General features: G+C 48.2%; 13 protein-coding genes and 1 tRNA gene. 7 read left to right on the top strand and 7 right to left on the bottom strand.

Features of this window, described 5'->3' with window-relative positions; genetic code table 11:
• The first annotated feature begins 36 nt into the window (after positions 1-36).
• Positions 37-615: a peptide deformylase gene (def, locus tag RIF25_RS03570; RefSeq protein ID WP_322877183.1), complete on the top strand. Its 579-nt coding sequence runs from the start codon at positions 37-39 to the stop codon at positions 613-615.
• Between the two features lie 57 nt (positions 616-672).
• On the opposite strand, the gene RIF25_RS03565 is transcribed toward def, so the two are convergent.
• From RIF25_RS03565 to RIF25_RS03555, 3 genes are all read right to left on the bottom strand, one after another.
• Complete coding sequence (locus RIF25_RS03565; protein WP_322877182.1) at positions 673-1314, bottom strand: YqiA/YcfP family alpha/beta fold hydrolase; 642 nt, start codon at positions 1312-1314, stop codon at positions 673-675.
• A gap of 15 nt (positions 1315-1329) precedes the next feature.
• Positions 1330-3246 (bottom strand): sulfite reductase, ferredoxin dependent, encoded by a 1917-nt coding sequence (gene sir / locus RIF25_RS03560; RefSeq protein WP_322877181.1) that lies wholly within the window; start codon positions 3244-3246, stop codon positions 1330-1332.
• A 296-nt stretch (positions 3247-3542) separates the two neighbouring features.
• Positions 3543-3731 carry a hypothetical protein gene (locus RIF25_RS03555; protein WP_015125974.1) on the bottom strand — a complete coding sequence of 63 codons (189 nt, stop codon included), beginning with the start codon at positions 3729-3731 and terminating at the stop codon, positions 3543-3545.
• Positions 3732-4058: 327 nt separating this feature from the next.
• On the opposite strand from RIF25_RS03555, the gene accD reads away from it, so the two are divergent.
• The 4 genes from accD to RIF25_RS03535 all read left to right on the top strand — a co-directional run bounded on the left by accD (position 4059) and on the right by RIF25_RS03535 (position 7312).
• Entirely contained in the window at positions 4059-4973 is a 915-nt protein-coding gene (gene accD, locus RIF25_RS03550) for an acetyl-CoA carboxylase, carboxyltransferase subunit beta (protein WP_322877180.1), read from the top strand.
• Positions 4974-5133: 160 nt separating this feature from the next.
• Positions 5134-5436, top strand: coding sequence for a hypothetical protein (locus RIF25_RS03545; RefSeq protein WP_322877179.1), 303 nt, complete (start codon positions 5134-5136; stop codon positions 5434-5436).
• Between the two features lies 1 nt (position 5437).
• Positions 5438-6727 carry a YegS/Rv2252/BmrU family lipid kinase gene (locus tag RIF25_RS03540; protein WP_322877178.1) on the top strand — a complete coding sequence of 430 codons (1290 nt, stop codon included), beginning with the start codon at positions 5438-5440 and terminating at the stop codon, positions 6725-6727.
• A gap of 228 nt (positions 6728-6955) precedes the next feature.
• Positions 6956-7312 carry an IS630 transposase-related protein gene (locus RIF25_RS03535; protein ID WP_322877177.1) on the top strand — a complete coding sequence of 119 codons (357 nt, stop codon included), beginning with the start codon at positions 6956-6958 and terminating at the stop codon, positions 7310-7312.
• 269 nt (positions 7313-7581) lie between these two features.
• Here RIF25_RS03535 and RIF25_RS03530 read toward each other — a convergent pair.
• Positions 7582-7666 (bottom strand) — tRNA-Ser (locus tag RIF25_RS03530).
• 202 nt (positions 7667-7868) lie between these two features.
• Between RIF25_RS03530 and RIF25_RS03525 the strand changes: the two genes are divergently transcribed.
• Positions 7869-8546: an NnrU family protein gene (locus RIF25_RS03525; RefSeq protein ID WP_407682320.1), complete on the top strand. Its 678-nt coding sequence runs from the start codon at positions 7869-7871 to the stop codon at positions 8544-8546.
• Positions 8547-8578: 32 nt separating this feature from the next.
• Positions 8579-8929, top strand: coding sequence for a thioredoxin family protein (locus RIF25_RS03520; RefSeq protein ID WP_322877175.1), 351 nt, complete (start codon positions 8579-8581; stop codon positions 8927-8929).
• 75 nt (positions 8930-9004) lie between these two features.
• Here RIF25_RS03520 and RIF25_RS03515 read toward each other — a convergent pair whose 3' ends face one another.
• The 3 genes from RIF25_RS03515 to RIF25_RS03505 all read right to left on the bottom strand — a co-directional run bounded on the left by RIF25_RS03515 (position 9005) and on the right by RIF25_RS03505 (position 13162).
• On the bottom strand, positions 9005-10060 hold the full coding sequence (locus RIF25_RS03515) for a tocopherol cyclase family protein (RefSeq protein WP_322877174.1): 1056 nt from the start codon (positions 10058-10060) through the stop codon (positions 9005-9007).
• Positions 10061-10343: 283 nt separating this feature from the next.
• Positions 10344-11750 carry an undecaprenyl-phosphate glucose phosphotransferase gene (locus tag RIF25_RS03510; RefSeq protein WP_322877173.1) on the bottom strand — a complete coding sequence of 469 codons (1407 nt, stop codon included), beginning with the start codon at positions 11748-11750 and terminating at the stop codon, positions 10344-10346.
• Positions 11751-11833: 83 nt separating this feature from the next.
• Positions 11834-13162, bottom strand: a complete 1329-nt coding sequence (locus tag RIF25_RS03505) for a WcaI family glycosyltransferase (RefSeq protein WP_322877172.1) — start codon at positions 13160-13162, stop codon at positions 11834-11836.
• Between the last annotated feature and the right edge of the window lie 82 nt (positions 13163-13244).

The raw sequence follows: 13244 nt of genomic DNA, 5'->3' as shown, positions 1-13244 counted from the left end.
ATATTAAACGTTCTCAAATAGTCTTCATAATTTTTCATGGCCAGCCTAACCACATCCCCACTCCAAGTTGCCAAGACCAAACTCAAAAATCCTCCCTTTGAACTCCATTTCTTAGGGGATAAGGTGTTGCGGCAAGGCTCCAAGCGGATTACTCAGGTTAATGAAGACACACGCCAATTGGCCCGGAAAATGCTCCAAACCATGTATAGCTCCTCCGGTATTGGCCTGGCTGCTCCGCAAGTGGGGATCAATAAGCAGTTAATTGTTGTGGATATCAACCCCGACGAGGCGGCCAACCCACCCTTAATTTTGATTAATCCGGTCATTAAAGAGGTCAGCCAAGAGGTAGAAGTTGCGGAGGAAGGCTGCTTGAGTATTCCGGGAGTTTATTTAGATGTTAAACGCCCCGTCATGATCGAAGTCGCTTACAAAGATGAACTGGGTCGGCCCCAATTGCTTTATGCCACAGAACTCTTGGCACGGGCCATTCTCCATGAAATTGATCACTTAACTGGGGTGATGTTTGTAGATCGGGTTGAAAATGCCATTAAGCTCCAGCAGGAACTCAAAGAACATGGATTTTCGCGCCAGGCCGTGCGTCCGATCAAAGCCTAGGGAGAGATTCGTAAGATTCGTGCACTAATTCTTGAGGTAACTCATCCCCATCTCGGCTTATGGCCGGCCTAGAATATTTTTAATCTGCAACGTCTGCCAAATATCCTCACAGTTCTCCGTCAGGCCGTGATCTTCCCTAAGTACCTGTAACTCAACCCAGGCACGACTTTGTCCATAGCGTTGACTTGCTGAAACTGGAATCACCTCATCCGCCTCTCCATGAAAAATGAGGGTTGGGACTGGGCGGGTTAGTTGTCCTTCATCATAGGCCTGGAGATCCTCAACAAAGCCATAGTTCAGGGGCCGGGATTGACCATAGGCGTAATGCTCCACCTCCAGATAGCCTTGGGTTTGCCATTGGAAGAATTGATCCCCTAAACGGGGCAACCAGGCCTGGGCAAATTCAAACGCCGGGGCTAATAAAATTAACTGCTTGACCTGCAACCGTTCTTGGGCTACCCAGGCCGCGGTGAGACCACCAAAACTGGAGCCGATTAACACCACTGGTTGGGGCAAAGGAGGAAAGAGCCTGTCAACTGCGGCAATATTGCGAGTCAAACTTAACTGGCTAAAATCTGGCTCGTTTAAGTCCGGAACCAGGAGCGGTATCCCCAGAGTCTCAAACTTTCTTTGGAAAAACACCGCCTTGGCAGACTTCGGGCCTGAGGCAAAGCCATGTAGATAGATGTAAGTTGGCACTCCCACCACCTGCATCTAGGCGTGATGACGCAAATAGGCCGCAATCGCCTCCCGGGTAATGGCTGCAATAGATTTATTTTCCTGATGGGCTAAATCCTTAAGGTGTTGATATTGGTCGTCTCGCACATCCACCCGATACCGCCGCCCCTTGGCCTGGGATAGAGGTTGATAGGTACTGATAAACTCCCGTAACGCTGCAAATCCGACTCGATGGCAGAAATCGCCAAAACTCTCCAGGCCAGGCTGGGTTAAGCGTGACTTCTGATAAAACACCAATAAGGGTTCTAAGGTGGCTTCCAGTTCAGCAATTGGTAACTTTTCAATAAAAGTTTCAGCTAATCGGGTTTGATTCGGGCAGCCCGCTAACCAGAGTTGGTAGGTTTCTGGGGTAATGCCCACAAATCCCAATTCCGCTAAATAGGGCCGGGCGCAACCATTGGGACAACCCGTCATCCGAATCACAAAATGCTCCTGTTTAAGCCCCACCCGATCCATGACTGTCCGAATTCGGGCCAAAACACTGGGAATAGCCCGCTCCGATTCTGTAATTGCCAAACCACAGGTGGGTAAGGCAGGGCAGGCCATGGCATAGCGTTGGAGGGGATCAATGGCTTCTAAGCGAGGAATCCCATGATCATCAAGCAGGGCCTGGATCGCTCCCCGATCTTGCGGCTCAATGTCACAGAGAATCACATTTTGGTGGGGAGTCACCCGCATCGGCAAGTTATAGTGGGCAATGATTTTCTGCAACGCCGTTTTTAAGCGAAACTCCTGACGATCCCAAATCCGGCCATTGGCAATGGACAGCCCATAGAAATACCGTCCATCTCCCTGTTCCTGCCAGCCTAAAAAGTCCTCATACTGAAACGGTGGTAGTTCACGGAAGGGTTGCAGGGGTTTCCCAAAATACTCCTCCACCTTGGCCTTGAACTTAGCCACTCCCCAATCGTGAATTAAGTACTTCAGTCTGGCGTGTCGGCGGGTTTGGCGATCCCCATAATCCCGTTGGGTGGCGACAATTGCTTTGACCAGATCATACACATCGGCTCCATCCACATAGCCAATGGGATCAGCAGCCCGAGCGAAGGTTTCTTCCTTGTTATGGGTGCGCCCCAGGCCCCCACCGGCATAAATATTAAAGCCCTTGAGCTTGCCCCGATCATCGGCGATCACCACCAGCGTCAAGTCTTGGGAAAACAGATCAATGGAGTTATCCCCTGGCACGGTCATCGCCACCTTAAACTTCCGGGGCATATATTGAGTGCCATAGATCGGCTCTTCATCGTCATGAATTAAAGTGCCGTTGCCATTTCTCTGCCGGGCTGCTTTCACTTCTGGGGCTTCTTCGGCGGAGATGACCTTTTCCCCATCCAACCAAATTTCGTAATAGGCTCCTGTTTGTGGGGTGAGTAAATCAGCAATTCGATGGGCATAGTCGTAAGCCAGTTGGTACTCGGGACGATTCGTAAAAGGGGCGGGCGGGGCCATCACATTCCGATTCACATCACCACAGGCCCCCAGGGTTGACCCCATATTTTTGACAATGGCAGCAATGGTGGCTTTTAAGTTGCGTTTCAGAATCCCGTGGAGTTGAAAGCCCTGGCGGGTGGTGGCCCGAATCGTGCTATTGCCATATTCATCCGCTAGTCGATCCAGGGTTAGATAGAGCTGGGGAGGGATATAGCCGGCTGGGCTCCGGGTTCGCAGCATAAAGGAATAGTCTTTTTCCTGGCCCTTCACCCGGTTGTCGCGATTGTCCTGTTGATAGGAGCCATGAAATTTGAGGATTTGGATCCCGTCTTCACTAAAGTGGGTCGTATCCTGAAGTAGTTCCCTGGCCACAGGCTCGCGGAGGTGATTGCTCCGTTCCTTGAGGGTTTCAACTTTAGAGGGTTTGTAGGGCTTAAGGTCAGTTGCAGGAGATGGAGCCATAGAAGAGTAGCAATTGCGATAGTGTGGGCAGTCGGAGGGGCATCCTCAGGATTGCGAGTTGTCGTTATTCTGCGGAACAAGGATTATAAAAATTCCTCAATCCCGGTCGGAATAGCGTTCAATAATTCCTAATCATACAAGATTTAGGGTTGCTGATGGATCCATTCCCCATCCTACCGACTTCCTTGATCCGGGGAGTCTGGCTTGATCTGGGGATTGAGAATCGTCCTGAAGGATTCACGCTGTCCCAAATATGCATCAATGGCCGCCCTAGGACGCAGTTAAGACCAGGAATCTCAATGGTGTTCCGAGGTATCCCCAAAGGAAGGACAATCCTGCCGCCAACATCGCTCCAAATGGGAATATTGATAAAATTGCCAAAAGCGATGGGGGTTGAGAAATGTGCCTGGTAGCCCAAGGGGTTGGTTGAGATAACGCCAGAGGGGAAAGCGCAGTCGCAGGGGGCGGAAGGCAGAATGGGTCATGATCGTCAGGGGAGCGTGAGGTCTAAATCTGGCCAACAGAGTCGTTATTTCATCATAAATCAGGGGATTAGGAGCGTCCGGGCCTGGTTATGTTTCTTAAGGGTTTTCTTAGGTTGACTCGCTTTTGGGGATACAATATTGCAATCTCGCAACAAAGTGAGATGATAAGTAAAACTTAAAAACTATTTTTTTGCTTAATGTTTAGTTGACGAATTAAGAGGCCGGTGATGTCCATCAATAGGAATCCTTCAACTGATGTTGATGCCTGGTCAGGTCAAGATTAAGAAAAAAACTCTATTTGCTTTTACGGAGAACTCCCCTTCAGATATGTCACTTTTTGATTGGTTTGCCAACCGCAAGAAAGATGCCCCCTTACCCGCCACCCAACAAGAACGGGAAATCGCCGATGGTCTTTGGAGTAAGTGCCCGGCCTGTGGGGTGATGACCTACACCAAGGACTTACGGGCCAATCAAATGGTTTGCCCTGAATGTCACCACCATAACCGTGTCACTAGCGATGAGCGCATTCGTCAACTCATTGATCCTGGCACTTGGACAACCCTGGATGAACAGCTAGTCAGTTGTGATCCGCTCCAGTTCAAAGACCGTAAACCCTATCAAGATCGCCTCAAGGAATACCAGGCCAAGACGGGGCTAAAAGATGCGGTGCAAACGGGGTTAGGGAAAATTGAAGGTGAACTTGTTGCCTTAGGGGTGATGGATTTCCGCTTCATGGGTGGCAGTATGGGATCCGTGGTCGGCGAGAAAATTACCCGCCTGATTGAACGGGCAACCGGAGATAATCGCCCCGTGATTATTATCTGTGCCTCCGGTGGAGCCAGGATGCAAGAGGGAATGTTGAGTTTAGTCCAAATGGCTAAAACCTCCGCAGCCTTGGAGCGGCATCGAGAATCCCGGTTACTCTACATCCCCGTCTTAACCCATCCGACAACCGGGGGAGTCACGGCTAGCTTTGCCATGCTCGGCGATATTATTCTGGCTGAACCCAAGGCCACTATTGGCTTTGCTGGGCGACGGGTGATTGAGCAAACCTTACGAGAAAAGCTCCCCGATGACTTTCAAACGGCGGAATACCTCCTCCAGGCCGGGTTTGTGGATGCCATTATTCCCCGTACTCAACTGAAATCTACTTTAGCCCGCTTAATTCGGCTTCATACCTCCCCTAAACCCCACCATTCCCTTGTTCCCCCCACATTGAGCATTCCTTCTATCGTTCAGTAGCAGGCCTGATAACAGGGTCATGCCCATTTGTTATGAATTTAAGTTAAGCTTGACGTTAACAAATAGAAATCTTCCTTCATTGAGGTAAGAGGCAAGACGTAAATTAAATGTATGAGAGGGTTTATTCCTCCTGTGTGATTCCAGAGGTGAAAGCGACACCATGTTCTCTCCCCAAGACCTAATTGGCCAAAAAGTCTGGCTTGAAATTGAACGAGACGACCCCTATGGGCCCATTGCCCCGATCCGAGTTCAGGCTGAAATTACGCAACCAACTTCTCCCCCCTGGTACTTTGGACGATTTTTAAATCCCCCGACCTTTTTATGGGAACCAGGTAAATGGCTCACCTATCAAGAAGCCGAGCGGGTCTTTCTGATGCAGCCTGTTCTGGAAGAGGAAGAAGAGGATTTTGCTGATGAAGATGACGATCTTTACCCTGATGAATTAAATCCACCCCGCTGGTGATATGTCACAGCCAACCCTTGCTTTTGGTTGTGATCTCAGTGGCCGTCATGAACTGGCAGAATTTCTCCAGGCCCATGCCGTTTTTCTGAGACGATTTCGCCTTTTGATTCCCCGAGATTTGGAGGTTTTGCTGCCGGATCACCTCCATGCTTGCCCTGGAATTGAGTTTCTGCCAGAGGTGGGACAAGGGGCAGAGATTATGATTACAGCTAAGATTCTCGCTCAAGAAATAACCGCTGTGTTTTGGTGGGGAGATTATTGGCCTGGACAGTCCGGGGAAATGGACTTAATCATTCGCTATTGCGCCCGTGAGGATATTCCCCTGTCCCTCAATGCCGCCACGGCCTGGGCTATCCTAACCAAGGCGGCCCGTTACCCCCATGCTTGCTTGATTTTTAATCCGGTGGCTGGCCAAGGGGATGCGCGCCAAACTCTCTTACAGATCCGGAGTCTGCTGAAACCCTATTTTCATCTCACTGTTTTAACCACAACGCCGACGAGTAGTGCTGAAAGTCTGGTCAAGCAAGCACTGGAGTCAGAAATGGATACAATTTTAGCCGCAGGGGGCGATGGGACTATTTCCGCCGTTGCCCACGCGCTGGTTGGGACGAATATTCCTTTGGGGGTAATTCCCACAGGGACAGCTAATGCCTTTGGCTCGGCTTTGGGTTTACCGGGAATCATTCCTGCGGCCTGTGAGGTGATCATTGCAGGCCATACTCGCCAAGTTGATATTGCGGCCTGTGAAGTGAGGGGGGGGGATGATTCTGTCTGTAAACAAACCATGATTTTACTAACAGGAATTGGCTTTGAGGCGGAAACGGTGGAGCGGGCCAATCGGGAAGTAAAGGATCGCTTTGGCAGTTTGGCCTATATCTGGGCGGGGGTGCAGCAATTTCAATCTCAGTTCCCGTTTACGGCCGAGCTAGTGGTAGATGGACAGACAACGGAGATTACGGCGGCCGCGATTACGGTGGCCAATGCAGCTCCAATAACCTCAGTGCTGGCCTATGGAACCGGAGATGTGATTATGGATGATGGGTTGATGGACATTACGATTGTCGCGCCAGCCGATCGCCTCCAGGCATTTAACTCTCTCTTGGAATTGTTTGGCAGTGCCATTCGCAAAGTTGCCCCAAACCGAGATGACATCATTGGCCTGCGGGGCAAAACCCTAGAGATTAAAACTGATCCGCCCCAAAAAGTTGTTGTTGATGGGGAAATTCTTGGGACAACACCCCTGACGATGAAAACAATTCCCCAAGGCCTGGTTGTCTTTGCTCCATTTTGAGCGACCCATAGACCCAAGGATTGGCTTGCACCTGTGGAGTGAGTTGGTGTTACCTATTTAGAACTGGATAGGTGCAAGTTTAAAAGTATTTTACTGCTGGAGTTGCTCAAGTTTTTATCAGTCAGAACATTCTGGGTTAGGCCACGTCCTAGAGCGATGATATTACATACTTATAAATGAGCCATAATATGATTTACTAAAATACAGAACAAGATGAGTAGAGTAGAGATGGCTTACAGTGCAGATTTACGCAAGAAAGCAATAGAAGCGGTGGCTCAGGGAGCAGTCAAGGCCCAACTCTGTAAGACTCTGAATATTAACCGCAATACCCTTGATCTATGGATTAACCAATATCTGGAAACGGGTTCTTTTGCACCGCGCTCTTATCATCATCAACGGCGCAAACCAAAAATCAAAGATCTGGATAAGTTTAAGGATTTTGTGCTTAAAAACAGTGATAAGACCCAAGCGCAACTGGCAAAATTATGGGGAGATAATCTGAATCAGCAGGATGTGAGTCGAGCTCTCAAGCGTCTCAATATTAGCCGCAGAACCCAAGTTGGCCGCAACAAGAAAAAAGTTTAGAATCCAAGCAGTTTGCCCTGTGCAATGGGCTAGTTAGACCAGCATCCCCCCAGTCTGAAAACATATCTGCACCGTAAAAATTCTCTACCTTGATCACTCATGGGACTAGCACTTCTGTCCACAAGGGATAAAAATCTTCTAGCATCACAGACTCATCCTTAACCCTAGCCCCGTGAATCTGAGGGATGCTTGAGAATCTTTTCTGTTGAGATTGACATCGGCAAACCTGGCCTGGCATCTTCTTCTCAGCAGGCCCAACGATGAAAGTACGGAGAGAGAGGGATTCGAACCCTCGGTGAGTTGCCCCACACAGCATTTCCAGTGCTGCGCCTTCGACCACTCGGCCATCTCTCCAAATCAGAAATCTGAGGCACAGGATTTTAATAGTAGCAAACTTTTTGTCCCAAATCTCACAGTTCAGTGATCTCTGTATTGGGCAATTCGGATCACAATCTCGCTAAAATTTGCCAAGATGCCATAGGACACTTATTGATAGACAGGCCTGGACGGGATCGTGGATTATACACACACATGGCTGGCCCCATCTCAGGGGATCATGGTTGGTTTTTTACTCATGTTTGCCATGGCCCATAGTGGCCTGGCGGCATTACGACTGAGCCTGGAAAAACGCGTCGGTGCAAGACTTTATCGGGTTGGCTTTGCCCTCGTAAGTCTTACCTTAGCCGTAGCCATGATTGGTTATTTCTTAGCCCATCGCTATGACGGGGTGCAATTGTGGCAAGTTCAAAATGTTCCCGGAATCCCTGGCCTGGTCTGGATCCTTTCCGCCATCTCATTTCTATTTCTCTATCCAGCCACCTTTAATCTTCTCGAAATCGCTGCCATTCAAAAACCTCAGGTTCACCTCTACGAAACTGGCATTATTCGCGTCACCCGCCATCCCCAACTCTGGGGGCAAGTCATTTGGTGTCTGGCCCATACTCTTTGGCTAGGAACCTCCTTTACTCTCATTACCTCCCTGGGCTTGATTGCCCACCATTGTTTTGGGGTTTGGCATGGGGATCGCCGTCTTGAACTCCGTTATGGCCCGGCTTTTTTAGCGGTCAAGGAGCGGACTTCTGTGATTCCTTTTTTGGCGATTTTGCAGAGGCGACAGACATTCATGATCCAGGAGTTTTTCAAGCTAGCCTATGTAGGCGTGGCTATTTTTATTGGTTTGCTCTGGTGGGCCCATCCTTGGCTTTACCGTGCAGGATCCGCCATACACTGGTAGCATGATCCCAGGTTAAGACTAGGGCCAGAGTCGTGAAATCTGTTAGTAAAATAAATTTTAATCAAGAAGTTATTCAATCCCATTTGCCAGTTGTCGTCAGTTTTTGGGCTCCTTGGTGTGGGCTGTGTCGGTTAATTGAACCTATCCTCCAGCAAATCCAGGCCAATGGAACGATTCCCCTGAAAGTTGTGCGGATTAATGCGGATGAGAATTTTCACCTAGCCCGTCAATATCGCCTCCAAAGTCTGCCCACCTTACTCCTGTTTGAAGGGGGGGAACTTCGAGAGCGGTTTGATCCCCAGTCTGTTAAGGGGGATCTGCGGGCTGCTGTTCAACAACTGGTTGAGTCTCTGAGTCGTCAACCTTGTCTCCAGAAAGACTAGCTAATCTGGCCAATGGTTCAGGGGATGACTTAAATCAGTTCCAAAACTATCGAAAAACCAAATTTTCCAGGGGTTTTAGTGATCGAGAGCGGCTCCTTCAGTCATAGCCTTTGAATGAAAATGTGACCAAGTTGTGGGCCAGGGCACTCCCCCCACCTCCAGGCCAGCTTGCTTTGTGGTGGCCTGAAAGATTAAGGTGTCTCGGTCATACAGCCGGAGGATTAAAAACCCTTGTAGGGTATCCCAGCAGGCCGGGATCATTCCTTGCGCCGTTGGGACTAAAATCTTGGCGGGGGGATGAGGGCAATGGGCAGTAATTTCGGCTCGATAGGTTTTGCTGATCCCAGTCATTGACCAGGACCCCCACGGTGTAACCTCCCAAGCCAGTTGAGCTTCCGTCCAAGGGGCAAACTCATAAAACTGGTTTTGAAAATGAATCCCAATCAGTCCAGCCGGTTCTTCCCAGGCCAAGATTTGCCGGACTCCTCCTGCCGCTGTTAGGGATAAATCAGGATGGTTCCCAAAGGCATTGGCCTGGATCCAAAACCACTGGGTTGGAAAACTCTGCCCCCAATTTTTTTCTGCATAGGCCGGGGCCTGGTCAAATTCGTAGGTTTTTCCCTGCCATTGAATCCAGCCAGAAGCCAGCCCGTGAGCTAGAAGCACCTGCCATCCGGGATCATAAAGAGGTAAGTAGGATAACCAGCCGGCCGTAGCTTGCTGATGCCCCCAAGTTTGAATCGGCTTAATTTCATAGTGCCAGCGGGCTATAACTTCACCATTGGGGTGTTTGAGTTGTCCTTGGTTAAGCCTGTCTGTGGCCTGGTAACCTTGGTTAACCTGTCGAAAAAACTGGCTGGGATTAAGCAATGTTCGGAAGTTAACTGTATCAGTATGCCCCAGGCCCCAAGCGTCAGACCAGGCCCAAAAAGTAGTGACATGCGGAAAAGAGCGACAAAAGTAGGACTCCCCTGGCCCATAGACCTGAGTAGCCCCACCCCCCGGCTGTTGAATGGAGTACATAAAGGCAAAACTGGCCGGGTCAGGTAAGGTAATTCGATAGTACCAACCTTCAAAAAATGGCTGATGAAAACCATCCCAGTGATAGCCCCCGTGGGGAATAGAGTTCATGATCTCGGTAGGGTAAAAATTACAGAAGCCTTATTCGGCGAGCTTAATATTGCCAAGCCCAAAATGCTTAAACACTGACTCTGGAGTTACTGTTGTCCATCAGACAATCCTTGAATATGTCTCGGATATGGCTCAATCTGGGACTGTAAGGTTACGCTGGCGGTTCTGAACCATTAAGCCTTAGGCATTATTCCAGCAAGATGGCCTTAAAACTGGCCCTAAGTCAATTGAAATTCGGGAAGAATACCGGGTCTCTCTGGGCAGCAAATTCGTGTTAGCAAGGTTAGTAGGCATTTTGACGGGCAAAGACGGCAGCAACAGTTTTAATAATAATCTTGATATCGAGCCAGAGAGACCAGTTATCCAGGTATTCTAGATCATAGTCAATGCGCTTTTGCATTTTATCGAGGGTATCTGTTTCACCACGGGAGCCATTGACTTGGGCCCAGCCCGTAATCCCAGGTTTAATCTTATGGCGCAACATATAACCTTGGATTTTCTTCCGGTATAGTTCGTTATGGGCAACGGCATGGGGACGCGGGCCAACCACACTCATATCTCCCCGCAAGACATTGATAAATTGGGGTAGCTCATCTAGGGACGTTTTTCTCAAGAATTTGCCAATGGATGTGACACGGGGATCATTCCGCTTGGCCTGGATCACCACTTGATCATTTTCCATCACCCTCATAGTCCGAAATTTTAAGACTTTAATCTTCCTTCCATTCAGTCCATAACGATCCTGTTGAAAAAATACGGGGCCTGGGGATGTCAACTTAATTGCCAAAATAATAATCGCAAAAATGGGTAAACAGAACAACAGAGCGATTGAGGAAAACCCAATATCAAAAAGGCGTTTCAATGCATATTGAACTTGGGTAAATGGGACTTCCCAGAGTGCAATTAGAGGCATTCCATTTAACTCATACAAGCGCGAGTTAAGGAGGTTAAGAATTAAGGAATTAGGAATACAGTAAACGCAAGCAGTTGTATCCTGTAACTGCTCAATTAAGTTAGCAATTGTTTCCGAATCTTCAAGAGGATGAGTGATATAGACAATATCAGGGAATTTAGTCTTGACGTAATCTCTGACATCGCTAAAATCACCAAGCACACTGGGGTGATCACTTAACTCTGGAAAGCGAGAATGGACAAAGAAGCCTTTGACATTAATCCCAATATGGGGGGTTTGACCTAAGCGATCGACTAACTCCGCACTGGCTGAATTCATCCCAATCACAATTGCGGTGCGCCGATTAAAGCCCATGGCCCGCACACGACTGAGAAATAAGCCTACCAAGATGTGTAACCCAGAAATTACAAATGGCGTTAAAACAGCCCAAATAATGATAACCGTTCGGGAAAATAGGTCTGAGGACTTCGTAATAAAGCCAATGAATGAGAGTATCGTAAGTACCAAAAACCAAGAAAAGAATATCTTAATAATTCGATTAAAAATCGGAGTTGTCCGATAGCGATAGTAAACTCCACCAAAGTCAAAAGCAACAATAATAAGCAAAAAGCTAATAATCATTAAGAACCAATCATGTAGAGCAATAGACTTCGGCTCATCCACTAAAAAGTCAATGAATTTAATGAGCAGAATAGCGATAAATGGGTCTAGGACTTGCTGAAGAAGGCTAATCAGCGAAGCATTGTTCTGTAAAAAACCATGACGGTTATAAATCATAATATCCTCCTATAGCTTCATCCATGTAGGATTGAGCAGGCACCAGTTGGGAAATAGTTTATAGATTAATACCTCTAAAATTTTTACTGATTGACATCACCCTGTTTCACACAAGGTCTATGATTTGATGGAGGGCTTGGTGGGGCAGAGACCAATTCAGTACTATTTCCAAGATTATGATTCGGTAATGAAAACTTAATTAATTTAGTTTCTAAGTCTTTAAGAACCGTTTGTTGATGCCAGGCCTGGAGGGCAAATTGACGGGCTTTTTGACCCAGTTCTTGACAATATTCAGGATGATGAAATAGCTGCTCGAGGGTCTGGGCTAACAGGGTTGGATTTTCCGGTGCAATCACTAGTCCTCCATTGCTGACATAGGTTTCTAACTGAGTTCCCGGATGAGCAGTGGCAATGACGGGCCGCCCTGAGGCAAACATTCCTTTCAGTTTAGAGGGTAAGACGGTATCTGCCACATCGGCCCGCTGGGGGAGCAAATGAACATTAGCAATATTCAGCAGGTCATTCAGTGCTTCCAGGGGTTGTAGATCTTGGAATAAAATATTGTCTAAGCCCTCTTCCCCCGCTAGCTGCATCAGCCGTTGCTTTGGAAAGCCTTCACCACAGATGATAAATTGAATTTTTGATTGCTCAATTAGAAGTTTAGCTGCTTCTAAGATGATTTCCAGGCCTTGCTTTTCTCCAAGACTCCCCGAATAAAGAGCTACAAAAGTATCTTCAGGAATCCCCCAGGCCTGGCGGAGTGGACTTGGAGCATCTAAAGGATAAATCAGAGTGGTATCGACCCAATTTGGAAAAATCCAGGTGTTGGGGCCAGCTACTTTTTTATGGACTAGGCGTTGATACATTTGTCCAGAAATAGTAGTGATTAAATCGGCTCCTTGCAAGAGCTTCCGTTCCATCCAGGCCGTGAGTTTTGTCAAGACTCCCCCCGATGCCAACAATCCCAACCCTTGAGCCGCGTCTAGTTCAAAATCTTGAATATGAAGCCAGAGCTTACCACGCGTCAAACGAGTCGCGACCCAGGCCCCAGGTAAACAAAAAATAGTCGGTGCCAGCAAGCAAACAATATGGGGGCGAAACCTAAATGCCTGCCAGGCCATGAGCGGAAAACTACTCACGGCAAAAGACATCAGGTGGATTAAGCGTTTCAGGGCTGATGGTTGGGCCGGAACCCAGAGCGGACTTCGGTAAATACGGATACCAGCAATAATTTCTTGAGTCCAACGATTTTTATAAGGGGGAAAGATGCGCCATTTTGGGTAGTAGGGGGGAGCCGTAACGACCTTTACGTGATGGCCGGCCTGGGCAAACCACTCTGCCATTTCACTGGTATATTTCCCAACACCGGTGATTTCAGGCGCGTAATTCAGCCCATAGATCAGGATTTTCACGTCTACTCCTCAGTTAAGATGGAATTCCGTTAAGTGTACTTTGTCTTAACGTTGCTATCCTAGCTGGGAAATGCTCTCTACC

Source organism: Pseudocalidococcus azoricus BACA0444 (genome assembly GCF_031729055.1).
Classification (GTDB): Bacteria; Cyanobacteriota; Cyanobacteriia; order Thermosynechococcales; family Thermosynechococcaceae; genus Pseudocalidococcus; species Pseudocalidococcus azoricus.
The sequence above is the reverse complement of the archived record's forward strand: the minus strand, read 5'-3'. Positions and strand labels throughout refer to the sequence as shown.

Bases quoted from the DNA above. Each gene is read 5' to 3' on its own strand.
- RIF25_RS03545 (WP_322877179.1), top strand. From the start codon at position 5,134: ATGTTCTCTCCCCAAGACCTAATTGGCCAAAAAGTCTGGCTTGAAATT.
- RIF25_RS03555 (WP_015125974.1), bottom strand. From the start codon at position 3,731: ATGACCCATTCTGCCTTCCGCCCCCTGCGACTGCGCTTTCCCCTCTGG.
- def (WP_322877183.1), top strand. From the start codon at position 37: ATGGCCAGCCTAACCACATCCCCACTCCAAGTTGCCAAGACCAAACTC.
- RIF25_RS03510 (WP_322877173.1), bottom strand. From the start codon at position 11,750: ATGATTTATAACCGTCATGGTTTTTTACAGAACAATGCTTCGCTGATT.
- RIF25_RS03535 (WP_322877177.1), top strand. From the start codon at position 6,956: ATGGCTTACAGTGCAGATTTACGCAAGAAAGCAATAGAAGCGGTGGCT.
- RIF25_RS03525 (WP_407682320.1), top strand. From the start codon at position 7,869: ATGGTTGGTTTTTTACTCATGTTTGCCATGGCCCATAGTGGCCTGGCG.
- sir (WP_322877181.1), bottom strand. From the start codon at position 3,246: ATGGCTCCATCTCCTGCAACTGACCTTAAGCCCTACAAACCCTCTAAA.
- RIF25_RS03515 (WP_322877174.1), bottom strand. From the start codon at position 10,060: ATGAACTCTATTCCCCACGGGGGCTATCACTGGGATGGTTTTCATCAG.
- RIF25_RS03540 (WP_322877178.1), top strand. From the start codon at position 5,438: ATGTCACAGCCAACCCTTGCTTTTGGTTGTGATCTCAGTGGCCGTCAT.
- accD (WP_322877180.1), top strand. From the start codon at position 4,059: ATGTCACTTTTTGATTGGTTTGCCAACCGCAAGAAAGATGCCCCCTTA.